Annotated in this window: 17 protein-coding genes and 3 pseudogenes; 5 read left to right on the forward strand and 15 right to left on the reverse strand. The window is 65.8% G+C overall.

Going from position 1 to position 22,712, the window contains the following annotated elements; all coding sequences use genetic code 11:
• The first annotated feature begins 38 nt into the window (after positions 1 to 38).
• Positions 39 to 724: pseudogene (locus R2601_RS03345) on the forward strand (response regulator transcription factor).
• Between the two features lie 217 nt (positions 725 to 941).
• Here the strand turns inward: R2601_RS03345 and R2601_RS03350 are convergent.
• Positions 942 to 2,456 carry a catalase gene (locus R2601_RS03350; protein ID WP_007793566.1) on the reverse strand — a complete coding sequence of 505 codons (1,515 nt, stop codon included), beginning with the start codon at positions 2,454 to 2,456 and terminating at the stop codon, positions 942 to 944.
• A gap of 404 nt (positions 2,457 to 2,860) precedes the next feature.
• Here R2601_RS03350 and R2601_RS03355 point away from each other — a divergent pair, with 404 nt between their 5' ends.
• Positions 2,861 to 3,682 (forward strand): DUF2711 family protein, encoded by an 822-nt coding sequence (locus tag R2601_RS03355; protein WP_007793568.1) that lies wholly within the window; start codon positions 2,861 to 2,863, stop codon positions 3,680 to 3,682.
• A 102-nt stretch (positions 3,683 to 3,784) separates the two neighbouring features.
• On the opposite strand, the pseudogene pnp reads toward R2601_RS03355, so the two are convergent.
• The 5 genes and pseudogenes from pnp to R2601_RS03380 all read right to left on the reverse strand — a co-directional run bounded on the left by pnp (position 3,785) and on the right by R2601_RS03380 (position 10,811).
• Positions 3,785 to 5,925 (reverse strand): annotated as a pseudogene (gene pnp / locus R2601_RS03360) (polyribonucleotide nucleotidyltransferase).
• 356 nt (positions 5,926 to 6,281) lie between these two features.
• Complete coding sequence (locus tag R2601_RS03365; protein ID WP_040544324.1) at positions 6,282 to 8,651, reverse strand: hypothetical protein; 2,370 nt, start codon at positions 8,649 to 8,651, stop codon at positions 6,282 to 6,284.
• A gap of 155 nt (positions 8,652 to 8,806) precedes the next feature.
• Positions 8,807 to 9,071: pseudogene (gene rpsO / locus R2601_RS03370) on the reverse strand (30S ribosomal protein S15).
• A gap of 180 nt (positions 9,072 to 9,251) precedes the next feature.
• Positions 9,252 to 10,193, reverse strand: a complete 942-nt coding sequence (locus R2601_RS27535; protein WP_007793577.1) for a calcium-binding protein — start codon at positions 10,191 to 10,193, stop codon at positions 9,252 to 9,254.
• A gap of 78 nt (positions 10,194 to 10,271) precedes the next feature.
• Positions 10,272 to 10,811, reverse strand: a complete 540-nt coding sequence (locus R2601_RS03380) for a DUF1643 domain-containing protein (protein ID WP_007793580.1) — start codon at positions 10,809 to 10,811, stop codon at positions 10,272 to 10,274.
• Positions 10,812 to 10,912: 101 nt separating this feature from the next.
• On the opposite strand from R2601_RS03380, the gene R2601_RS03385 reads away from it, so the two are divergent.
• Complete coding sequence (locus R2601_RS03385; protein WP_007793582.1) at positions 10,913 to 11,884, forward strand: threonine ammonia-lyase; 972 nt, start codon at positions 10,913 to 10,915, stop codon at positions 11,882 to 11,884.
• 64 nt (positions 11,885 to 11,948) lie between these two features.
• On the forward strand, positions 11,949 to 13,391 hold the full coding sequence (locus R2601_RS03390) for a ferredoxin reductase family protein (RefSeq protein ID WP_195903837.1): 1,443 nt from the start codon (positions 11,949 to 11,951) through the stop codon (positions 13,389 to 13,391).
• Here the strand turns inward: R2601_RS03390 and R2601_RS03395 are convergent.
• From R2601_RS03395 to hemE, 8 genes are all read right to left on the reverse strand, one after another.
• Positions 13,376 to 13,633 carry a hypothetical protein gene (locus tag R2601_RS03395; protein ID WP_040544328.1) on the reverse strand — a complete coding sequence of 86 codons (258 nt, stop codon included), beginning with the start codon at positions 13,631 to 13,633 and terminating at the stop codon, positions 13,376 to 13,378. The two genes, R2601_RS03390 and R2601_RS03395, sit on opposite strands and share 16 nt — an antisense overlap.
• Before the next feature lie 80 nt (positions 13,634 to 13,713).
• A complete protein-coding gene (locus tag R2601_RS03400) occupies positions 13,714 to 13,911 on the reverse strand; it encodes a Trm112 family protein (protein ID WP_007793593.1) in 198 nt (65 codons plus the stop codon).
• A complete protein-coding gene (locus tag R2601_RS03405) occupies positions 13,908 to 14,555 on the reverse strand; it encodes an LON peptidase substrate-binding domain-containing protein (RefSeq protein ID WP_007793595.1) in 648 nt (215 codons plus the stop codon). The genes R2601_RS03400 and R2601_RS03405 overlap by 4 nt, the downstream gene beginning before the upstream one ends.
• A 27-nt stretch (positions 14,556 to 14,582) precedes the next feature.
• Positions 14,583 to 15,500, reverse strand: coding sequence for a thioredoxin family protein (locus R2601_RS03410; protein WP_007793598.1), 918 nt, complete (start codon positions 15,498 to 15,500; stop codon positions 14,583 to 14,585).
• 108 nt (positions 15,501 to 15,608) lie between these two features.
• Positions 15,609 to 16,280 carry an endonuclease/exonuclease/phosphatase family protein gene (locus R2601_RS03415; protein WP_007793600.1) on the reverse strand — a complete coding sequence of 224 codons (672 nt, stop codon included), beginning with the start codon at positions 16,278 to 16,280 and terminating at the stop codon, positions 15,609 to 15,611.
• 15 nt (positions 16,281 to 16,295) lie between these two features.
• Positions 16,296 to 17,717 carry a cardiolipin synthase gene (cls, locus tag R2601_RS03420; RefSeq protein ID WP_007793603.1) on the reverse strand — a complete coding sequence of 474 codons (1,422 nt, stop codon included), beginning with the start codon at positions 17,715 to 17,717 and terminating at the stop codon, positions 16,296 to 16,298.
• A 71-nt stretch (positions 17,718 to 17,788) separates the two neighbouring features.
• Positions 17,789 to 18,577, reverse strand: a complete 789-nt coding sequence (locus R2601_RS03425; protein WP_007793606.1) for an exodeoxyribonuclease III — start codon at positions 18,575 to 18,577, stop codon at positions 17,789 to 17,791.
• Positions 18,578 to 18,659: 82 nt separating this feature from the next.
• Complete coding sequence (gene hemE, locus R2601_RS03430; RefSeq protein WP_007793609.1) at positions 18,660 to 19,691, reverse strand: uroporphyrinogen decarboxylase; 1,032 nt, start codon at positions 19,689 to 19,691, stop codon at positions 18,660 to 18,662.
• 91 nt (positions 19,692 to 19,782) lie between these two features.
• On the opposite strand from hemE, the gene hemC reads away from it, so the two are divergent.
• Positions 19,783 to 20,742: a hydroxymethylbilane synthase gene (gene hemC / locus R2601_RS03435; RefSeq protein WP_007793611.1), complete on the forward strand. Its 960-nt coding sequence runs from the start codon at positions 19,783 to 19,785 to the stop codon at positions 20,740 to 20,742.
• 365 nt (positions 20,743 to 21,107) lie between these two features.
• Here hemC and R2601_RS03440 read toward each other — a convergent pair whose 3' ends face one another.
• Complete coding sequence (locus R2601_RS03440; RefSeq protein WP_007793613.1) at positions 21,108 to 22,568, reverse strand: D-alanyl-D-alanine carboxypeptidase family protein; 1,461 nt, start codon at positions 22,566 to 22,568, stop codon at positions 21,108 to 21,110.
• Positions 22,569 to 22,712 lie beyond the last annotated feature (144 nt).

A 22,712-nucleotide genomic window follows, 5' to 3' on the forward strand; every position in this document is an offset into this window, starting at 1 on the left:
GTTTCCATGTGAGGGGAAACGTGAATGGAGACAGACACATGGCCCAGATCAAGAACATCCTTCTGGTCGACGACGATGACGACCTGCGCGAGGCCCTGGCCGAACAACTGGTGATGACCGAGGATTTCGAGGTCTTCGAGGCAGAGACAGCCGCCGCCGCCATGGGCCGGGTCAAGGTACAGAATTACGAGCTCATCATCCTCGACGTGGGCCTGCCCGACAATGACGGGCGCGAGCTCTGCCGGCTGATGCGCAAGCAGGGCGTGAAGGCGCCGATCATCATGCTGACCGGCCACGACACCGACGCCGACACCATCCTCGGGCTCGATGCCGGCGCCAATGACTACGTCACCAAGCCGTTCAGTTCCCGGTTCTTCTCGCCCGGATCCGCGCCCAGCTGCGCCAGCACGAGCAATCCGAGGACGCGGTCTTCACCGTCGGCCCCTACACGTTCAAGCCGTCGATGAAGCTGCTGGTCACCGAGGACGACCGCAAGATCCGCCTCACCGAGAAAGAGACCAACATCCTCAAATTCCTCTACCGCTCGACCGAGGGCGTGGTGCCGCGCGACGTGCTGCTGCACGAGGTCTGGGGCTACAATGCCGGGGTGACGACGCACACGCTCGAGACCCACATCTACCGCCTGCGCCAGAAGATCGAACCGGATCCCTCCAATGCGCGCATCCTCGTGACCGAGTCGGGGGGATACCGTCTGGTTGCTTAATCAGCCAAGCGCCCGGCCGCCCGGGCCGGCCTGCCTCCGGCGGGAGTATTCTTGACGAAGAGAAGCCAGGGGTGCCGTGCTCCTGGCTTCTTTGGTTCAAAAATACCTCGGGGGAGTCCGCGGCACGCGGACGGGGGCAGCGCCCCCGGCAAGCGTCCCAAACAGAAAGGCCGCCCGGGGGTTCGGGCGGCCTTTTTCATTTTCAAGGATGCGCGGCTTACTCAGCGGCGCGGATCGGGGTGTCGTCGGTCACCGGCAGGGACGGGTCGCCGTGCTGGCCGGTTTCCAGCGCGCGGCGCACGCCGGCCTCGTAATCGGGATGCACCTTCTTCAGCACCGCAAGCCAGCGCTCCTTCACGCCGTCGGTGCAGGGCGCCATGCCGCCAGCCATGTTGCGGTGCAGCCGGTCGCGCTCGTCATCGTCGAGCACCTCTGCATAAAGGGCGCGCGGCTGGACGTAATCGACTTCGCTCTCTTCCTGATCGAAGCGCGCGGCGACGGCCTCGGGGTCGATGCGCATCGGCGGCTCCTGCACGCTTTCGTCCGCCACCGGGCCGTCATACTGGTTCGGCTCGTAATAGGCGTCGGGATTGCCGAAATCGTTGGTGAAGAACCGCATGGCGCCGTCCTTGTGGTAATGGTTCACCTTGGCGTTCTTCGGTGCGTTGGCGGGCAGCGCCTCGTAATGGGTGCCAAGGCGGTAGCGGTGCGCATCGGCGTAGGACAGGATCCGAGCCTGCAGCATCTTGTCCGGCGAGAAGCCGATGCCCGGCACCACGTTGTTCACGTTGTAGGCGGCGTTCTCGACCATCTGGAAGTAGTTCTCAGGGATGGTGTTCATCTCGAGCTCGCCGACCTCGATCAGCGGGTAGTCCTCGTGCGGCCAGACCTTGGTCAGGTCGAACGGGTTGAACGGCGTTTCGAGCGCCTCTTCCTCGCTCATGACCTGAATGTACATGGTCCATTTCGGGAAATTGCCCTCGGTGAGCATGTTCCACAGCTCTTCCTGGTAGCTCTCGCGCGTCTGGCCGATGATCTCGGCCGCCTTGGCGTCGGACAGCCAGTCATGCCCTTGCTGGGTCTTGAAGTGGAACTTCACCCAGTGACGCTCGCCCTCGGCGTTCCACATCGAAAAGGTGTGCGAGCCGTAACCGTTCATGTGCGCGGGGGTGCGCGGGATACCGCGGTCCGACATCAGTATGGTGACCTGGTGCACCGATTCGGGCTGCGCCGCCCAGAAGTCGAACATCGCCTCGGGAGAGCGCATGTTGGTCTTTGGGTGCCGCTTTTGCGTGCGGATGAAATCAGGAAACTTGAACGCATCGCGGACGAAGAAGATCGGGGTGTTGTTGCCCACCATGTCCCAGTTGCCGTCCTCGGTGTAGAACTTCAGGGCAAAGCCGCGCACGTCGCGCTCTGCATCGGCGGCGCCGCGTTCACCGGCGACGGTGGACCAGCGCGACAGCACCTCGGTGGTCTTGCCAACCTCGGAGAACAGCTTGGCGCAGGTGTATCTGGAGATGTCATGCGTGACCGTGAAGGTGCCCTGAAGCCCCCAGCCCTTGGCATGCACGACCCGCTCGGGGATGCGCTCGCGGTTCTGATGCGCAAGTTTTTCAATCAGTTGGTGATCCTGCATCAGCACAGGGCCGCGGCTGCCCGCGGTCTGCGACGTGCGGTTCGTGGGATAGGGCGCACCGGAGGTGGAGGTGAGGGTCGGCTTGTCGGCCATGGGTCTCTCGCTTTCTCTCTGTCGTGACGGAGGGGCGATCTTGCGATCGTGGGCAGCAGACAGTGCGCCCGTCATTGCCCGCCCAACGACAGCGGCGGCCCTTTTGTTCCCACGCGAACCAGGCCCGCGACGGCAGAGGCGCACGCCGGTCGGCATCTCTTCGCGCAACGGCGGGGTTCCGTTTGCGTCAGATCAAAGCATCATTGTTCAGATAGCTTTAGTTCCTATATGACAGAGATCCCGTTGCATGTGCGGGCATTCACATGCACCTCCCTGTTGGACCTGGCCGGGCGTCACGCCCGGCCTTTTTTCGTCAGCATACCGTTTACCACCGCACGCGGCCGCCCCTGACGACGGCCAAGAGCGTTTGGCGCGCGCCGCCGCGCCGTGCTACACAGGACGCAATGGACTTCGACCTTCAGAACGACACGCTGAGCCCGGTGCCCCGCCGGCTCGAGCATCCTTACGACAACGTGCCGGTCCTCGACTGGTGGAAATACGATTACGACCACGTTTTCGTCGTGCTGAACCCGTTTTACCGGGTGCCCGGCTACACCCCCGAGACCGCGAGCTTCGGCCCGATGCGGGTGTCGATGGACCCCGAAACGCTGATGGAGCAGATCGAGGAGGGCGGCATGCCCGAGCCGCTCAACCCCGCCCCCGAAGGCTTCGAGGATCTCATCAAGCAGACCGGGGAGGCGGTGGCGTGGTCCGACGTTGCCTTTGCCATCGGCGCCACGGATTTCGACCGCTTTGCGCGCACCGTCTGGCTGCAGGCGATCGGCGGCGAAATCCCCGAGGCGGATCAGGACCTCGCCGCGCGTCTGGCGGAATACTGCGAGCGCACCGGCCTCTACCACCCCGAGGAAGACCTCCTGCCGGCGGCGATGGAGCCTGTGCTGGGGCGTTACCTCGCGGCACTGGGCCAGACCGACGTGATGCTCTGGAGCGAATGGCGCGAGGTTTCTCGCCTCGCACCGCTGGAAACCTTCGCACGCGAGAACCCGGCGTCGGGCCTGCCCGGCGAGAAGCTCTCGGCGGTGGCCGCTCCGGGCCTGCTGCTGAGCTGGGGCTATGACGATATCGCCGGGTTGCTGGCGCTGACCGACGCGCAGCGCGCCCGCGCAAACCCGGCCGACTATTTCGAGGGCTACTGGGCCGGCGCCGAAACCACCTCGCTGGTTTTCGCCCCAGAAGGCGCCCCGCCGCCCTCTCGTCGCAACTGATTCAGCGCCGAAGACACCACGCGCAAGTGGCAGCCTTCAGAAATGCGGAACGCCCCGGTCAGTGACCGGGGCGTTCCTTTTTCTGCTTCAGGTGAGAGGGGCTCAGTCGGCCGCCTCTTCCTTCTTCTCGGCGGAGACTTCCTCGCCGGTTTCCTGATCGACCATCTTCATGGCGAGGCGCACCTTGCCGCGATCGTCGAAGCCGAGCAGCTTCACGAAGACTTCCTGGCCTTCCTTCAGCACATCGCTCGGGTGGTTCAGGCGGCGGTTCTCGATCTGGGACACGTGCACCAGACCGTCGCGCTTGCCGAAGAAGTTCACGAAGGCGCCGAAATCGACGATCTTCACGACCTTGCCCTTGTAGACCTTGCCCTCTTCCGGCTCGGCCACGATCGAGTGGATCATGTCATAGGCCTTCTGGATCGACTCGCCGTTCGGCGACGCGATCTTGATCAGGCCTTCATCGTTGATGTCGACCTTGGCGCCCGACACTTCGACGATCTCGCGGATGACCTTGCCGCCCGAGCCGATCACTTCACGGATCTTGTCGGTCGGGATCTGCATCATCTCGATGCGCGGAGCGTGGACCGAGAACTCGCCGGCTTCGGACAGCGCCTTGCCCATCTCGGACAGGATGTGCATCCGGCCGTCCTTGGCCTGTGCCAGCGCCTTCTTCATGATCTCGGGGGTGATGCCCGCGACCTTGATGTCCATCTGCAGCGAGGTGATGCCGTTCTCGGTGCCTGCGACTTTGAAGTCCATGTCGCCGAGGTGATCCTCGTCGCCGAGGATGTCGGTCAGGATCGCGTACTCGCCGTCATCTTCCAGCACCAGGCCCATGGCCACACCGGCCACCGGGGCCTTCAGCGGAACGCCCGCATCCATCATCGACAGCGAGCCGCCGCAGACGGAAGCCATCGAGGACGAGCCGTTGGACTCGGTGATCTCGGAGACCAGGCGGATGGTGTAGGGGAAGTCGGTCGGAGCCGGCAGCACGGCCTGCAGCGCGCGCCATGCCAGCTTGCCGTGGCCGATTTCGCGACGACCCGGGGAACCGACGCGGCCCACTTCGCCCACCGAGTAGGGAGGGAAGTTGTAGTGCAGCAGGAAGTTCGAGCGGAAGTTGCCGTGCAGCGCGTCGATGATCTGCTCGTCGTCGCCGGTGCCCAGCGTGGTCACGACCAGCGCCTGGGTTTCGCCGCGGGTGAACAGCGACGAGCCGTGGGTGCGCGGCAGCACCGAGGTTTCCGACTGGATCGGGCGGACCTGGTCAAGCGCGCGACCGTCGATGCGGCGCTTGTTCTTGACCACGTCGGCGCGCAGAACGGTCGACTCGAGCTTCTTCAGAGCCGAGCCAAGGTTCGCGTCCTCGAGCTGCTCTTCCGAGAGCTGGCCCTTGATCTCTTCCTTGGCGGCCGAGACGGCGGCAACGCGTTGCTGCTTGTCGGTGATCGCATAGGCGGCACGCATCTTGTCTTCGCCAAGGCCCTTCACGACCTCGTACAGCGCCGAGTATCCGGCGGCTGGAAGTCGAACGGCTCTTTCGCGCAGTCTTCGGCCAGCGAGACGATCAGGTCGATGACAGGCTGGATCTGCTCGTGCGCGAAGGTCACCGCGCCCAGCATCTCTTCCTCGGTCAGCTCATAGGCTTCCGATTCCACCATCATCACGGCGTCCTTGGTGCCGGCCACGACGAGGTCGAGACGCTGCTCGGGGTTGTTGCGCAGCCCCTGCATGTCGTCGACGGTCGGGTTCAGCACGTAGTCGCCATCCTCGAAGCCGACGCGGGCGCCGGCGATCGGGCCCATGAACGGCACGCCCGAGATGGTCAGCGCAGCCGAGGCGGCGATCATCGCGACGATGTCGGGGTCGTTGACGAGGTCGTGGCTCAGCACGGTGCACATCACCAGCACTTCATGCTTGAAGCCGGGGACGAACAGCGGGCGGATCGGACGGTCGATCAGGCGTGCGGTCAGCGTCTCTTTCTCGGTCGGACGCGCTTCACGCTTGAAGAAGCCGCCGGGCACCTTGCCCGCGGCATAGTATTTTTCCTGGTAGTGGACGGTCAGCGGAAAGAAATCCTGACCCGGCTTCGGCTCTTTCGCGAAGGTCACGTTGGCCATGACGGAGGTCTCGCCCAGCGTGGCGATGACGGTGCCGTCGGCCTGACGGGCAACCTTGCCCGATTCCAGCGTGAGCGTCTCTTCGCCCCACTGCATCGATTTCTTCGTAATGTTGAACATGTTCATATCCTGTGAGGGAGCACTCGCGGGCCCTCCCGCGTCTCCCGTTTTCGTGGCGGCCCCATTGCCGCCGCCCCCTATCCTCCTGCACGCGCCCGGGGGCCAAGGGCGTCACGTCTCAGATGGCGCGGCCATACAGTGTTTTCCCGATGATTGAAAGAAAAACCCGCGGTGCGTCACCCCCGCCAGCAGATCGTAAGCGCATCGCGAGATTTCAAGCCGCAAGGCATTCCGCGCCAGGCGAGCAGCGCTCTATCGCCGGCAAACACTGACCTTGCAGCCCTCTCGCTGACCGCTCACCTGGCAACGCCGAGACAGCGAATGATCGATGTCCGGCACTGGTTTCACAATCGTGATCAAACCTGCAGCATGTCGTCGGTGAGCGCCGCCAATTGCTCGGACTGGAACCGGATTCTGGTATTCTCCGCTTCGAAGACGAGGTGGTCGCCATCCTGATGGAAGGCCTCAAGCGCGGCATCGAGATCGGCGAAACCAAAGGCCATCAGGTCAATGATGTCGAAGGACTGTAGATCGGCGACCGTGTCGTTGCCTTCGTCGGGTGCAAAGACAAACCTGTCGGACCCGGGCCCACCGAAGAGCAGGTCATTGCCGGCACCGCCAGCGAGCACGTCGTCTTCGCCCCGCGCGCGCATCCATGCGTCAAAGCCTTGATCGTCATTGAGCAGGACTTGCACGGCGACGAATTCATCACGGCTGAGCCCGGCGTCAAGCTGTGCCGCGGCGAAATCCACCTCGACTTCGGATGTCGTGTCATCCAAATTGGTCAGGACCAGTTCGACAAAGTCGCGATCCGACAGGCCACTCGCGCTCTGCTCGAACTCTTGCGACGTAAGCAGCATCCGGGTCAGACCGCTGAGATCGAGCCCGTTTTCGATGCGATCGAGCCAGTTCTCGAACCCCCGCGCATCCGGACGCCGGCCCAAGACCGCCTGATAGGACGAGAACACCTCGTCTCCCCATTGATTTTCGAACTCGACGAGGCGCCCAGTCAGATCGTAGCCCGAGCTCTGCGATTGATACTCCTCGCTCAGGACGAAAGCGCTGGCGATCTCGCCCTCGGCGTAGCGAGGCAGCAAACCCCAACTATAGGCCCGTTCCAACTGGTCTAGCCAAATTTCGCGATAAGGATCATCATCCACGACATTGCCACGCAAACGCTCGTAGAAGAACGAAATCAGGTCTGCGCCATGCAGATCACCCCAGCGCTGATCGAACTCGGGGCTGCCGATGATGAAGGCCGCCGCATCGCTCAGACCGTAGAATGAATAATAAGCATTCTCCAGCCCCATCTGCAGCTCTCTCTCGCTGGGTTCGCGGTCGAGCAGAAACTCAAACAGGCGGAAAACCGCTCCCTCGATGCCGGGGAGCCATTGACCGTCGGCAGTGTCATCACCGATCAAGAGGTCGTCGCCCTCCGCACCGAGCAAGACGTCGTGCCCGGAAATGCCGCGAATCGTATTATCGCGGTCTGAACCAAACACGAGCGTCGAAGACGCATCGTCGACATAATTGGGAGAGTAAGCGTGTATCTGGATCGAGGCCACGGCATCCGGTACGTATCCATCGAAACTGTAAATCCTTTCGGCCGAGATTTCGTAGGCGCCATACACGTCGACCCACTCGGCCGATGCCGATACGAAATACGTTCCATTGGCCTCGGGAGCGAAAAACAAACTGTTGCTCAAGTAATAAGAATTTCTGACCATTACCGGGATCAAGTCTCCCTCGCTGTCATAGATCCCCCTGATCACGGCCGAGTAGGACAGCGAGCCTGTGGCGTCGGTGGGCGACATGACGAACTGGTAAACGCCGCCCTCCTCCAACTCCACTGCAAACCAGTCACGATCCGCGCGCGGTAGAAACGCATTATCCTCAATCTCGCCAGTTGCGGCCTCTCCGACACGTAGAATGCCCGTCGTATCGACCGTCGCCGCGAAATCGTCGATGCGTTGGTAGATTGAGGCTTGCAGTTCGTAGCCGCCTTCACCTTCCAAGAAATAATCCCAATTTGTTACAGATACATGGTACACTCCTGATTCATCGGGAGTAAACAGAACCTTGTTACCTCGGTAGGCAACTTGGTCATTCCATTCCGACACATACTCGCCTTCCGAGTCATACAACCCCTCGATAGACGGAAAGCCCCCGCTGTCAGAAGTGCCATTGCCGCTAGCGGACACATCGAAGATATAGCTTTCACCGGCCGTCAACTCTATTGCAAACCAGTCGTCATCCTGAATTTGATAGACGTCGCCGGCCTGAATTTCTCCGGATACGGTCTCTCCAACGGAGAAATTTCCAGAAGTCTCAGGATCGGCACCGAAATCATCAACGAAATCGTAGGCTGTTAGGTTCAGTTCATATGCTCCGGTGGAAGTTCCAAAGGCAGACGCCGCGAGATAGTAGGTCCCGGACTGGGCAACCGAAAAGATGCTCCGGGAGTTATAACCCTCGCCACCATCGTCATCCCCTGTCCCATAGACGATCTGACCCTGCGAATTCCGCAATCCAAGAAAATAGGGGTCTCCCAGGCCCAAAACATCGCCATTCGAAGCAGAGACCAGATCGATCCGGTAATACTGGTCTGCGTCCAGCTGCGTAGCAAACCAATCGACATCATTATCCACTTCGATAATACCTGTCGCGAAACCGCCTACTGAAATCGTTCCTGTTGTGGATACTGCATTCTCGAAATCATCAGGCATGTCTCAACCCCAGGATTAATGAATAAATGAAATCTCGCCTTCAGTATGTGCAAAATCCGATCGCCGCGCAACTCGCAAGAACTGGCAAAATGAAAACGCCCGCTCCTCTCGGAACGGGCGCTCGTAACCTTGGCCGGGCGCATGCCCGAAAGCGACTAGCGGCGGATGCCGAGGCGCTGATGAGTCCTGGTAACGGGCTCTTCCTTGCCTTCAGGTAGTCCAGCAGCTTGCGGCGCTGAGCCACGAGCTTGAGAAGGCACGACGCGAGTGGTTGTCCTTCTTGTGGGTCTTGAAGTGCTCGGTCAGGGTGGTGATGCGGCTGGTGAGGATGGCCACGTGAACTTCAGGGGAGCCGGTATCGCCTTCTTTGGTGGCGAATTCCTTCATCAGGCGGTTCTTTTCTTCGACGGTGATCGACATCGGGGTCTCCTTGATGGTTGGTGTGGATGGCACAAGCCGGGATGTCGTCCAGCAGGGCCCGTGGAGATACCCACCCCCGAATGGAGCGGATGCGCGCGTATAAGGCGATTCCGGCGCGTTGAAAAGGAAAATCCCCGCCTGCCGCCACAGCCGCACCGGCCGCGTGCTCAGGCTGCGTGCTCAGGCCGCGCCCGCCAGCGCAGCCGCGCTCTCGCCCAGCACGACGATGGCCTCGACCTCAGGCGCGTCGGCATCGGGCATCACGGCGATGACATCGCCATCCAGCACGACCTCGGTCAGACCGGGCAGTTCGGCGCTGCTGCGCAGCTCGACCTCGGGCGTGTCGGCCCCGTCGCTGTCGTCGTAGACGATCAGCATCTGGTCCTGCCCGGGATCGAAATCCATCAGCATGGCGCTCTGGCCGTCGCGGATCCACGAGCCGAGCACGAACTCGTCGCTGCCCTCCCCGCCCGAGGCCACGTCGCGTGCGCCGATCTCGAGCCGGTCGTCACCATCGCCGCCGTTGAGATAATCGAGATCATCGCCATCGCCGCCATCTCCGGCCAGCATCAGGCCCGAGATCACGTCATCGTCCCAGCCACCGAACAAGGTGTCCTGCCCGGTGCCTCCGATCAGCGTATCGTCGCCCTCGCGCCCGTGCAGCGCATCGTTCCCGGAGCCGCCGAGCAGGGAATCCGCCGACAGCCCGCCCTGCAGCTCATCATCATCGTCCCCACCGTCGAGCGCGCCTCCGCCATCATGGGCAAAGAGCTGATCCGATCCGCCAAGCCCCATGAGCAGGTCGCCCCCGGCGTCGCCGTGCAGCGTGTCGTTACCGTCGCCGCCGAGCACGGTGTCGCTCCCCTCGCCGCCCACCAGTTCATCGTCGCCGCCCAGCCCGTCCAGCAGGTCATCGCCGCCAAGCCCGGCCAGCAGATCGGTCTCTTCGCTGCCCTCAAGCGTGTCGGGACCCTCGGTGCCCGAGGCGATGACGCCACGCGGACCGGTCTCTTCCGCCTCATCGGGAGTGTCGCCCTCGTCGCTCTCGCCAAGCTCCTGCGTGCCGATGATCGCAACCGATCCCAGCACCATCATTCCCATCAGACCCGCCAACCAGAGCATCCGCCAACCTCTCACTCATGACGAGTGCAGAGTTTCCCGCGCCGGAGGCCGCAACTCAACGGATATCGCCGCTCAGGGTTAACCGCCCGCAATCCGCGCGGGCGTGACCGGGTAGCGCTCGGCCTCGGGCCAAGGCGCCGGCGCGACCTTGTAGGAGACGTAGAGCGGGTGGCGCGGGTGGCCGTCGCGGGTCAGGCCGAGGTGATGCAGCACGCCCGGCAGCGCCGCCGCCAGCGCCGGCCCGCGCCCCATCAACGCGCCGTGCACGCCCCACGCGGCCAGCGTCATGTCGGCCTGATCATGCCAGGCGCGCAGCAGCGCGTCGTTCTCCGTGCCCACCGGCGCGCGCGCCTTGCGCAGGTCCTCGGGCCGGGTGGCGCGCCAGGCGAAGAGGTTGGCGATGCGCATCGCGCCAAACCCCAGCTGCACCGCACGACGCTGGCAGCGCTCGATGGTGGGGTCGTTGCGCAGCTCGTCGGCGGTCGAGGGGTTGAGCATGACATAGAGCAGCGACGGCCCCTGCCCCCAGACCCGCTCGAGCCCGTAGCGATAGCGCTCGCAGGGCGAATAATACGCCCGCGATGTCACCCCGTCCGCGCTGTGTTCCCGTTCGATCATGGCGCCGGACCCTGCCTCCGCGCCGCCCGCGCCGCAACCCCGTTGACACCGGAAAGGCCCCGGCGCAGGCTCCGGCCAAACGCCGCACCACAGGACATTCCATGGACATCGCCCGCATCGAGGCGGCCGCAAAGCGGCTCGCCGGTCACGCCCGCCGCACGCCGCTGCTTTCCTCTCCGTTCCTCGACGAGATCGCCGGGCGCCGGGTTCTGGTCAAGGCCGAGTGCCTTCAGCACACCGGCAGCTTCAAGTTCCGCGGCGCGTGGTCGGCGATCTCGGTGCTCGATCCCGAGCTCCGGCAGCGTGGCGTGATCGCGTTCTCTTCGGGCAACCACGCGCAGGGCATCGCGGCGGCGGCGCGGATGCATGGCATCCCGGCGGTGATCATCATGCCTTCGGACGCGCCCGACGCAAAGGTTGCCGGCACCAGGGGGCTCGGTGGCGAGGTGGTGCTCTATGACCGCGCTTCCGAAGACCGCGACGCGATCGGCGCGCGGCTCGCGGCAGAGCGCGGGCTGACGCTGATCAAGCCGTTCGACGAACCCGAGGTGATCGCCGGACAGGGCACCTGCGGGCTCGAGATCGCCGAGCAGGCGGCGGAGGCCGGCGTGAGCGAGGCCGACGTGATCGTCTGCTGCGGCGGCGGCGGTCTGACCTCGGGCATCGCGCTGGCGCTCGAAGCCAGGGCGCCGGGGCTGCGGGTACGGCCCGCCGAGCCCGAGGGGTTCGACGACGTGAAACGCTCTCTGGCAGCCGGCGAGATCGCCCGCAACGCGCAACTCTCGGGCAGTATCTGCGACGCGATCGTGACGCCGCAGCCCGGCGAGCTGACCTTCCCGATCATGCGCCGCCTCTGCGGTCCGGGCCTCGCCGTCAGCGAGGAAGAGGCGCTGAAGGCCATGCAGCTCGCCTTCCGGCACCTCAAGGTGGTGGCCGAGCCGGGCGGCGCGGTGGCGCTGGCCGCGGCGCTGTTCCACGGCGATGAGATCGAGGGCAACGCGGTGGTTTGCACGATCTCGGGCGGCAATGTCGATCCGGAGATGTTCAAGCGGGCGCTCGACCTCCCTCTTTGACGCGGCTCAAGGCGCGGTTTGCGGCACGGGTGCAGACTCGGGACGCAAACCGATGGAGGGCCGGATGCCGGATCTTCCGAGCCACAGGGGCATTCACGCGGGCATTCCCCCGCTTACACTTGCGCTGATCTATATCGGCGCCGTGGTGCTGCCGCTCGCGCTGGCCGCCCTGCTCGGCGAGACGCACCGGCAGGTCACCGTGCAGCTTGGCGCCGCGGCGGGCTCGATCTCGGCAGCGATGATCCTCCTGCAGATGATCTCCAGCGGCCGCTTCGAGGCGGTTTCGGGCCGCATCGGCATCGACATCACCATGGCATTCCACAAATGGGCCGCGCCGATGGCGCTGGCCTTCGCGCTGGCGCATGTGGCGCTGCTGATCGGCCTGCCCGACCCGGATCGCCCGAACCGCCTCGCCCGCCGCTTCGCGACGCTGATGACCGCCGAGCGGCTCTGGGATGCGCGGCTGGCGCTGATCCTGCTGGCGCTTCTGGTGGGGCTGGCGCTGCTGCGCGACCGGCTGCCGGTGCGCTACCAGATCTGGCGCGGCAGCCACGCTCTGGGGGCGCTGGCGCTGGTCGGGCTGGTGCTGGCACACCTTGTCACCGACGGGTTGCTTGGCCCGGCCCGCGCCGCGCTCTGGACGGGCTTCGCTGCCGCCGTCACCCTGCCCGCGCTCTGGGTCTATGCCCGTCGGCTGACACGGCCCCGCAGTGAGTGCTGGACCGTCGCCAGCCTCCGCCGCGTCACGCCGCGCATCCACGAGATGCTGCTTGAGAACCCGCATGGCGACAGCCTCGACTTCCGGCCCGGCCAGTTCGTCTGGGCCAGCGTCGGCGGCCAGCGCCTGCCGCTGCATGACCACCCGTTCTCCATCGCCTCCGCCCCCGGCGCGCCGCAACTCCGGCTGCTGATCCAGGAGGCGGGCGATTTCACCTCGTCGCTCGATGCGGTGGAACCGGGCACCCGCGTCGCCATCGACGGGCCGCATGGCAGCTTCGGACCAAGCGACGCCCCGCGCGACGGGCTCGTCCTGATCGCCGGCGGCGTCGGCATCGCGCCGATCCTGTCGATGCTCGAAACCTTCGCCCGCGACGGCTGCGCCTGCCGGCTGCGCTTTGCCTACGCGATGCATGACAGCCGCGACATGATCCCCGCCGCGATGTTCCGCCCGGCACTGGCGACGCTCGGCGTGACGCCACTGCTGACCGCAAGCCGCAACGCCGGCGGCGAGATCGCGCAGGGCCGGCTCGGCGAGGCGCAGATGAAGCTGCTTCTCGATGGGCTGGATCCGAAGCGCGTCGAGGTGATGATCTGCGGCCCGGGGCCCTTGATGACCACGCTGACCGATACGCTCAACGACCTCGGCGTGCCGCTCTCGCACATCCATTACGAGCGTTTCAGCTACGGCTCGGGGCCGCTCTCGCGCAAGGATCACCGGATAATGGCGGGGTTCGCGACGATCTTCGCCGCGCTGGCGGCGGCGATGGCGCTCTACTCGCTGGTCTGAGACCGGAACCACGCGATGAGCGCCGCCCGCAGGTCGGGATCGCTGGCATGATGGCGGCTCAGGAAGGCGTCCATCTCGGCCGCGGCATCCGGCCCTTCGAACGCATAAGACACCTCGGACGGGTTGCGATGACAGCGCGTGCAGGCCTGTTGGAAATAGGCCGCACCCTCCTCGTTCTCGGCCAGAAGCGTGCCCGGCGCAACGCCACTCAGAACCATGGAAAGAACAATCGCCGTCCGCATCTCCCGACCTCCCAGTCCGAACACCGCATCTGTTGCGATCATCGGCCCGGCGGGCGGGGTTGCGCAACCGGCGAATTGCCTCAGTCGTCGATCCGACGCGCCTCGTCGACCAGCATCACCGGGATGCCGTCGCGGATCGGGTAGGCGAGGCCCGCGGCCTTGCTGATCAGCTCCTGACGCTCGAGATCGTAGTCGAGCCGGTGCTGCGTCGCCGGGCAGACCAGCGCCTCGAGCATGCGGCGGTCAAACGCCGCGGGGGATGTGTCGGCTTCGGTCATTGCACGCGGTCCTCTCCGCCACCGCCCCGAAGGGCATATTCGATCAGCGTCACCAGCGTTTCGCGCCGGGTCTGCAGCGACGGCGCCTCGAGCAGCGCCTGTTTTTCCTCGGGGTCGAACTCGAGCAGCATGGACAGCGAATTCACCAGCAGCTCGTCATCGGCCTCCTTGAGCGTGCCCCAGTCCGCCGACAGGCCCTTGGCCTCGAAATAGCGGTCGAGCAGCCTCATGAATGCGTCACGCTGGAATTCGGGATCGCTTTCGTCGGTCTCGAGATCCCGGTCGAACCCCTCCCAGCTCACCTCGCAACGGCGGTAGGGGGTGAAGCTCTCGATCTCCTGCCGGATGCGAAACCGCGACATGCCCGTGAGGGTGATCATGTAGCGCCCATCCTCGGTTTCCGAGAATTGCGTCACCCGCCCGGCGCAGCCGATGCGGTAAAGCCCGTCTCCGCCCTCGCGCTTCGACAGCGGGTCGGGCTGGACCATGCCGATCAGGCGCGACTCGGTCTTGAGCGCGTCGTCGAACATCGCCAGGTAGCGGGGTTCGAAAATGTGCAGAGGCAGCCGCGCGCGCGGCAGAAGCAGCGCGCCCGGCAGGGGAAAGATCGGGATCGTTCCCGGCAGATCGATGTGTTTCGCCATGCAAGCCCAGCTAGCGCGCCCGAGGCCTCAGGCAAATATCATCGAGCTGAGTTTTCGGCGTCCGTTCAGCACCACCGGATCGTTCGGCTTCAGCGCCTCGAAGATGGTGAAAAGCTGAGCTTTTGCCGCGCCGTCGTTCCACTCGCGATCGCGCTTGAAGAGCTCGAGCAGCTGTTCCACCGCGCCCGCCGCGTCGCCCTTGGCATAGAGCGCCTGAGCGAGGTCGAAGCGGGCCTGATGATCGGCCGGATCGGCTTCGACGGCGGCGGTCAGATCTGCGACGGGGCCGGCATCGGCGGCCTGCTTCGCGAGCTCGAGCTGCGCGTGTGCGGCTTCCAGCTCGGGGCTCTTGGAAATCTCCACCGGGGCGCCGTTGAGCACCGCCTCGGCCTGCTCGAGATCGTCCATCGCAATATGGGCGCGCACGAAGCCGCCGTAGGCGCGGGCGTTCTGCGGCTCTTCCTCGAGGATCGCCGCGAAGGTCTGCGCCGCGTCGGTGGCGGCACCCTGCTCGAGCATCTCCTCGGCGGCGTCGACCGCGGCATCGAGCCCGTCCTCACCGGCTTCGCCACCGGCGGCCTGGATCACCCGCTCGACAAAGGCCTTCAGCTCGGAGGGCGGCAGTGCGCCCTGGAAGCCATCGACCGGCTGGCCCTTGTAGAAGGCATAGACCGTCGGGATCGACTGGATCCGCATCTGGCCGGCGATCATCTGCGCCTCGTCGACATTGACCTTGGCCATGACCACGGCGCCCTTGGCAGCGGTCACCTCGGCCTCGAGTGCCGGTCCGAGCTGCTTGCAGGGGCCGCACCACGGCGCCCAGAAGTCCACGATCACCGGGACCTCCTGCGACTTCTCGACCACCTCGGCCATGAAGTCGGCTTCGGTCACGTCCTTGATCAGATCGCCCTTCGGCGCCTGCGCATTGCCACCCAGTTCCAGCATCTTGTCCTCCGCTGCTTGCGGTCACGTTGCAGGGACAGATGGCGCATGAGCCTTGGTGTTGCAAGGGGATCGCGTCAGCGCTTGGGCCCAAAGCGCCGAAAAGCCGCGCTAGTCGTGCTCGATCCGGGCCCAGATCGGCAGGTGATCCGAGGCCAGCCGCGCCGCGCCGCCACTCTCGACCCCCATCTCGGCGATGCGAAGCCCGCGGCCGTGGGCGATGCCGTCGAGCGCCACGAAGGGTCGGCGCGCGTGATAGCTGCGTCCCGGCAGCAGCAGTTCGAAATTCTTCTCCCACGGCTCGTAGCCGCGGACGTCTGACCACTCGTTGAAGTCGCCGGCGATCAGCGCCCGGATCTCGCGCCCCTTCAGATGCTCGCGGATCGTGGTCATCTGCTGCAGGCGGTAGCGCCGCATCAGCCCCAGATGCGCGCCCACCAGGGTCACGCCGCCGACTTCGGCCAGCACCGCGCCGCGCGGCTCCAACCCCGGCAGATCGATGCGCTCGAGCCGGGCGGGCTCGAGCCCCCGGCGCAGCAGGATGGCGTTGCCATGCCAACCGATGCTGACATCGTTGATCGCCAGGTCGGCAACCTCGTAGTCGGTCTCCTGCGAGATCAGGAAGCGCGGCAGCGCGGTGGGGCGCGGCCCGAGCCGGAGGTCAGCCTCCTGCAGCAGCACCGCGTCGGCGTCGATCTGGTTGAGCACCTTGAGGATGCGCGCCGGATCGCGGCGGCGATCGGTCCCCAGCGCCTTGCGGATGTTGTAGCTCGCGATTTTCATGCCCGGCGGTCCCTCTCAGAGCACCGGAGAGAACAGCCGGGTGACGCGTGCGCCGGCGCGCAGCCACAGCGGCTGCTCGTCGAAGCTGGTCTCGAGCTTCTCGGAGACCTCGAAATCCGCCTCGAGCATCGCGGCCACCCGGCCCGCGAAGCGCTCGTCGAACACCGCCACCATGGTCTCGAAATTGAGCCGGAAGGACCGATTGTCGAGGTTGGCAGTGCCGACACCGGCAAAATCGTCGTCGCAGACCACCACCTTCTGGTGCACGAAACCCGGCTGGTAGCGCCAGATCTGCACCCCGGCGGCGCGCAGCTCGTCGAAATAGGTGAAGGCCGCGAGCCAGGTCAGCCAGTGGTCGCGGACCTCGGGCACAAGCACCCGTACGTCGACCCCGCGCAGCGCCGCCGCCTTCAGCGCCGCCATGACCTCCTCGTCGGGAACAAGGTAGGGCGACGAGATCCACAGCCGCTCTCGCGCGGCGTTGATCGCGGAGAAATAGAACAGTGAGCCGCTGTCGAGCTCGTCGACCGGGCCGGAGGGCACCACCACCGCGTCGGCGCCATCTTCCTGCGCCGCCGGGGTCCAGTGCAGCTTTTCGCCCAGCGCCTCGTCGGTGGCCCAGTGCCAGTCCTCGACATAGGCCAGCTGAAGCTGCGCCACGGTCGGCCCGGTAAGCCGCAGGTGGGTGTCGCGCCACGGCCCGAATTCCGGGTTCAGCCCGCGATAGGTGTCCGAGACGTTGAGTCCGCCTGTAAAGCCGATCTCGCCGTCGATGATGACGGTCTTGCGATGGTTCCGGAAGTTGATCTGCAGCCGCGAGGTCGGGCCGCGTGCGGCGCGCGGGTCGAGCACGGTGACACCGGCCTCGACCAGCCGCTCGCGGTAGCTTGCCGGCAGGCTGTAGCTGCCCACCCCGTCATAGAGCAGACGCACGTCCACGCCGCGCTCCGCCGCCGCGATCAGGCGGTCCGCCAGCGCCCGGCCGGTGTCGTCGTCGGCGATGGTATAGTATTGGACCAACACGTAGCTCTTGGCGGCGTCGATGGCCTCGTGGATCGCCGGGAAGGTCTGCGCGCCGTCAATCAGCAGCTCGAACCGGTTGCCGCCGACCACTTTCAGCTCCGAGATGCTCTCGTAGAGCCGGTAGGCGGCGCGCTGCCGGCTCGGCTGTACCGTGCGCGCATAAGCCCCGTAGGTCTTCATCAGCTGGTGACTGGCACGCCGGCGCTTGGTGAAGCCGTGCAGCTTGTGATGCCCGAAAAGCAGGTAGGCTGGCAACGCGAACCAAGGCGCGGCGAGCAGGAACACAACCCACGCGACCGAGCCTTGCGGCGTGCGCGCGCGGCGCAGCACCCGCCAGATCGCCACCCCCACGGCCAGCGGCAGGAGGACGGCGATGAGAACGGAGATCAGGATGCGCAGATCGGTGATGAACATGGACCTATGCCTACAGGGTTCGTCTCAACCCTGCCAAGTCCTTCCGGTTCCCCCGGCGCCATTGTTCGCGGTCAGAGATCGAATGTCGCGAAAACCGGCGCGTGGTCCGAGGGCTTTTCCCAGCCGCGCGCATCTCGCAGCACCCGGCTCGAATGCCCGGCGGAGGCGATGTCGGGCGTCGCCCAGACATGATCGAGGCGACGGCCCTTGTCGGCGGCATCCCAGTCACGCGCCCGGTAGGACCACCACGAATAGAGCTGGCCTTCGGGGATGTCCTTGCGGGTGATGTCGACCCAGCCACCGGCCTCCTGCGTCTCGGCCAGCGCCTCGACCTCGACGGGCGTATGCGAGACCACCTTCAGAAGCTGCTTGTGCGACCAGACGTCATCCTCGCGCGGGGCGATGTTGAGATCGCCGACGAGGATGGATTTCTTCGGCGCCTCCGCGCGGAACCAGTCGCGCATCTCGGCGAGGTAATCGAGCTTCTGGCCAAACTTCTCGTTGACCTCCCGATCGGGCACGTCGCCGCCGGCGGGAACGTAGAAGTTCTGCACCGTCACGCCGTTCTCGAGCTCGGCCGCAACGTGGCGGGCATGGCCCAGCCCGGCGAAGTCGTGGTCGCCCATGTCGCGCATCGGCAGCTTCGACAGGATCGCCACGCCGTTGTAGCCCTTCTGCCCCCGCGCCACGACATGGCCGTAGCCGAGCGCGCGGAACGCCTCCATCGGAATCTTCTCGACCGGGCTCTTGCACTCCTGCAGGCAGAGCACGTCCGGTGCCTCCTCGGTCAGCAGCTTGCAGACCAGCGCCTCGCGCAGGCGGACCGAGTTGATGTTCCAGGTGGCGAGGGTGAAGGGCATGTCTGGGATCTCCGGCTGTGTCCCTGCCCCAATCGCACCGGGGCAGGGTCATCGCAACCCGGATCGTGCCGCAGCCGGGGGCTCAGGCGCCCTCGCGCACCGTGTCGATCATCAGTTGCACGTTCTCGGGATCGGCATCGGGGGTGATGCCGTGACCGAGGTTGAAGATGTGCGGCCCCTTGGAGAACGCCTTCACCACGCGCAGGGTCTCGGTCACCAGCGCGTCGCCGCCGGTCACCATGTGCGAGGACGCAAGATTGCCCTGCACGCAGCCCGAAACCTGCACGTGCTCGGCCGCCCATTCCGGGCTCACGCTGTCATCAACCGCGACGCAATCGGCGCCGGTCGCTTCGTGGAAGCCGACATAACCCTGCCCCGCCTGCCGCGGGAACACGATGACCGGCAGGCCGGGATGGCGTGCCTTGAGCTCCTGGGTGATGATCCGTGCGGGCTCAAGTGCGTAGCGCCGGAAATCCTCGCCCGAGAGCGAGCCCGCCCAGCTGTCGAACAGCTTGACCACCTCGGCCCCCGCCTCGACCTGCGCCGAGAGGTAGTCGATGGTGGCCTCGGTCAACCGCTCGATGATCGCCTCGAAGAGCGGCCGGTTCTCGGCCTTGAGCGCGTGCGCCGGGCCCTGGTCCTTGGTGCCGCGACCCGCGATCATGTAGGTCGCCACCGTCCACGGCGCGCCGGCAAAGCCGATCAGCGTGGTCTCTTCCGGCAGCTCGCGGCGGAGGATCTTCACCGTCTCGTAGATCGGGCTCAGCGTGTCATGGATCATCTCGCCACGGCCCAGCTTGTCGAACTCGGCCTGCGTGGTGATGGTCGACAGGCGCGGCCCCTCGCCGGTGACGAACCACAGGTCGTTGCCGAGCGCCTGCGGCACCAGCAGAATGTCGGCGAACAGGATCGCCCCATCGAAGCCGTAACGGCGGATCGGCTGCAGCGTCACCTCGGCGGCGAGCTCGGGGTTGTAGCACAGCGACAGGAAGTCGCCGGCCTGCGCCCGCGTCGCCTTGTATTCCGGCAGGTAGCGCCCGGCCTGGCGCATCATCCAGATCGGCGGCACGGGCAAGGTCTCGCCGGCAAGCGCCCTGAGGATGGTCTTGGTCATTGTCGCGGCCTCCCAGATGGTGTCGCAGGCGGCAATATGTCAATTCACGCCCCATTGCCACAGGCGAACACGCGACATAAAGCTCAGGCCCATGATGACACTGCTTCCCTCCCCCGCCGCTCCTCTGAAGATCGGCACCCGCGGATCGCCGCTGGCGCTGGCCCAGGCCCACGAGACCCGCGACCGCCTCGCCGCCGCCTTCGACCTGCCGCAGGACGCCTTCGAGATCGTCGTCATCAAGACCACCGGCGACGACCGCGCGATGATCGCTGCCGACCGGCCGCTGAAAGAGATCGGCAACAAGGGGCTCTTTACCAAGGAGATCGAGGAGCAGCTGCTCTCGGGCGGCATCGACATCGCGGTGCACTCGATGAAGGACATGCCGACGGAGCAGCCCGAGGGCCTCGTGCTCGACTGCTACCTCCCGCGCGAGGACGAGCGCGACGCCTTCATATCGCCGGGCCATGCCGGGCTTGCCGCCCTGCCCGAGGGCACCGTTGTCGGCACCTCGTCGCTGCGCCGCCGTGCGCAGCTGCTGAACCGCCGGCCGGACCTGCAGGTGGTGGAGTTCCGCGGCAACGTGCAGACCCGGCTGAAGAAGCTCGAGGACGGCGTCGCTGCCGCCACCTTCCTCGCCATGGCGGGACTGCGTCGCATGGACATGACCGACATCCCGATGACCGCCATGTCGCCCGACGACATGCTGCCCGCCATCGCCCAGGGTGCCATCGGCATCGAGCGTCGCTCCGATGACAGCCGCACGGGCGACATGCTGGCCGCGATCCACGATACCGACACCGCCACCCGTCTCGCCGCCGAACGCACCTTCCTCGCGGCGCTCGACGGCTCCTGCGAGACCCCCATCGCAGGGCTCGCGGAGCTCGACGGAGACAGGCTCCGCCTGCGCGGCGAGATCCTCGCCCCCGACGGCAGCGCCTCCCACGCCGGCGAACTGAGCGGCCCCGCCGCCGATGGCCCCGCCATGGGCCGCGCGCTCGCCGAAGAGCTCCTCGCCAGGGCCGGCCCTGATTTTTTCGCCTGGCGCGGCTGACCATCTCGCAAACATCCGGGCCGGACGCCTCCGGCGGGAGTATTTTTGACGAAGAGAAGCCAGGGGCGCAGCGCTCCTGGCTTCTCTGGTTTCAAAATACCTCGGGGGTGAATTGGCGCACAGCGCCAAGAGGGGGCAGCGCCCCCTCCTTTCTTTTATTATGCGCGCACCTCCGGTGCGACAGGGGGCAGCGCCCCCGTCACCGCCCGGGCCGGCGAAGACGGGACCGGGCTGATCCTGCGCAGTCCGAAGGGCTGCACCGCCGGACATCTTTCACAAGAAAATGCCCCCGGCATTGCGGCCGGGGGCAGGGGTCTGGAGAGCGGCCCGGGTCTTCGCCCGCGCCGTCACGGCGTGGCCCGGCGTCAGCTCGGCCCGATCATGAAGCAGGTCACCTGCCGCGCCTGCAGCCGGCGGCAGGCGAGATCCGCGGTCTCGCGGCTCAGCCCCATGAAATTGGCATCGAAGCCGGAGCTGCGGTCGATCACTTTGCGCAGCGAGCCATCCAGCGTCGAGGTCTCCATCAGCGCGGTCTTCAGCAGCACCTTCTCGGCGGCGTAGCGGCTTGGATAGCGACCGACATTGATGCCCCAGTGGCGCCCGCCCGAGGTCGAGAGCCGTGTCACGACCTCCTGCGTTTCCTGCACCGGCGCCGAGACCGGCACGGCCTGTGCCTCGGCCGGCGCCGCCGAGGCGGCAGCCATCAGGATGCCCTGCGGGCGGCGCACCGGCTTGATCGAGGCATTGGGCGCCACGTCCGAGGCATCGCCGGCAACCGCCTCGGGGACCGCTTCGGCAATCTCGACCTCCGAGACGGCGCTCTCCTCGGCGATCTGTACACTGGCCAGCACGGTCTCGATGTCGCTCTCCACGCTCGCCACCAGCGGGGCGATCTCGGCGCTCGAGGCGCCGGGGCGGGATTGCGGTCGCAGGCTGCGGGTCACCGCCGCCGAGACCACGCGAATCGTCTTGCCACGCGCGCCGTCCGGCGAGGGGTCGGCGCTGCGCGCCACTTCGACATTGCCGAGCCCGCGATTGCCGAGATAGGGCGGCTTGCCCGGCGCCCGCAGCGCGACGCGGGTCTTGGCGCGCTTGAAGCCGAGATCCATCAACTCCGCCACCTTGGCATTGCGCGACGCGGTGGAGCGACCGCCGAACACCGTCGTCACCACCCGTTCGCTGCCGCGCTCGGCAGAGGCCACGAGGTTGAAGCCCGCCGCGCGGGTGTAGCCGGTCTTGATGCCGTCGGCGCCCTTGTAGGCCCCGAGGAACCGCCGGTTGGTGTTGTAGACCTCGTGCATGCCCGCATGGGTCGTGATGCGCGAGAACAGATTATAATACTGCGGGTAGTCGTAGATCATGTGCCGCCCGAGCAGCGTCATGTCCCGCGCCGTCGACATGTGACCGGTCTCGGTCAGTCCGTTGGCGTTCTTGAACGTGGTGCGCGACATGCCCATCGCCTTGGCGGTGCGGTTCATCCGCCGTGCGAAGGCCGCTTCGCTGCCCGAGATCGCCTCACCGATGGCGGTGGCGGCATCGTTGGCGGATTTCACCGCCGCCGCCCGCACCAGATAGCGCAGCTTGATCTTCTGCCCCGAGCGCAGCCCCAGTTTCGAGGGCGGCTCTGCCGCGGCATTGCGCGAGATCGTGACCACCGTGTCCATGGTCAACTCGCCATGCTCGACCGCCTCAAAGGCGAGGTAGAGCGTCATCATCTTGGTCAGAGATGCGGGGTGCAGCGGGGTGTCGGCATTCTCGGAATGCAGCACCTCGCCGGATCTGGCGTCCACCACCATCGCCGCGTAGGGCGCAGCGAGAGCGCTCATCGGAGCAGCGATGAGGAACCAGAGTAGTGTAATGAATTGCAGGCCTGCTCGGCCCGGCTTTTGCCTGTGCCGTCCCGTCACGGTATCCGCCTTTTTTTCTGCCTCGGTGTTCCCGGTTTCTCCGGTGAACTTCTCGTTATGATT

The organism is Salipiger bermudensis HTCC2601 (assembly GCF_000153725.1).
In the GTDB taxonomy this organism is placed as follows: Bacteria; Pseudomonadota; Alphaproteobacteria; order Rhodobacterales; family Rhodobacteraceae; genus Salipiger; species Salipiger bermudensis.

Coding starts and splice junctions, on each gene's coding strand:
- R2601_RS03390 (WP_195903837.1), top strand. CDS start 11,949: ATGCCGGATCTTCCGAGCCACAGGGGCATTCACGCGGGCATTCCCCCG.
- hemC (WP_007793611.1), top strand. CDS start 19,783: ATGATGACACTGCTTCCCTCCCCCGCCGCTCCTCTGAAGATCGGCACC.
- R2601_RS03415 (WP_007793600.1), bottom strand. CDS start 16,280: ATGAAAATCGCGAGCTACAACATCCGCAAGGCGCTGGGGACCGATCGC.
- R2601_RS03410 (WP_007793598.1), bottom strand. CDS start 15,500: ATGCTGGAACTGGGTGGCAATGCGCAGGCGCCGAAGGGCGATCTGATC.
- hemE (WP_007793609.1), bottom strand. CDS start 19,691: ATGACCAAGACCATCCTCAGGGCGCTTGCCGGCGAGACCTTGCCCGTG.
- R2601_RS03440 (WP_007793613.1), bottom strand. CDS start 22,568: ATGAGCGCTCTCGCTGCGCCCTACGCGGCGATGGTGGTGGACGCCAGA.
- R2601_RS03350 (WP_007793566.1), bottom strand. CDS start 2,456: ATGGCCGACAAGCCGACCCTCACCTCCACCTCCGGTGCGCCCTATCCC.
- R2601_RS03385 (WP_007793582.1), top strand. CDS start 10,913: ATGGACATCGCCCGCATCGAGGCGGCCGCAAAGCGGCTCGCCGGTCAC.
- R2601_RS27535 (WP_007793577.1), bottom strand. CDS start 10,193: ATGCTCTGGTTGGCGGGTCTGATGGGAATGATGGTGCTGGGATCGGTT.
- R2601_RS03425 (WP_007793606.1), bottom strand. CDS start 18,577: ATGCCCTTCACCCTCGCCACCTGGAACATCAACTCGGTCCGCCTGCGC.
- R2601_RS03380 (WP_007793580.1), bottom strand. CDS start 10,811: ATGATCGAACGGGAACACAGCGCGGACGGGGTGACATCGCGGGCGTAT.
- cls (WP_007793603.1), bottom strand. CDS start 17,717: ATGTTCATCACCGATCTGCGCATCCTGATCTCCGTTCTCATCGCCGTC.
- R2601_RS03355 (WP_007793568.1), top strand. CDS start 2,861: ATGGACTTCGACCTTCAGAACGACACGCTGAGCCCGGTGCCCCGCCGG.
- R2601_RS03405 (WP_007793595.1), bottom strand. CDS start 14,555: ATGGCGAAACACATCGATCTGCCGGGAACGATCCCGATCTTTCCCCTG.
- R2601_RS03365 (WP_040544324.1), bottom strand. CDS start 8,651: ATGCCTGATGATTTCGAGAATGCAGTATCCACAACAGGAACGATTTCA.
- R2601_RS03395 (WP_040544328.1), bottom strand. CDS start 13,633: ATGCGGACGGCGATTGTTCTTTCCATGGTTCTGAGTGGCGTTGCGCCG.
- R2601_RS03400 (WP_007793593.1), bottom strand. CDS start 13,911: ATGACCGAAGCCGACACATCCCCCGCGGCGTTTGACCGCCGCATGCTC.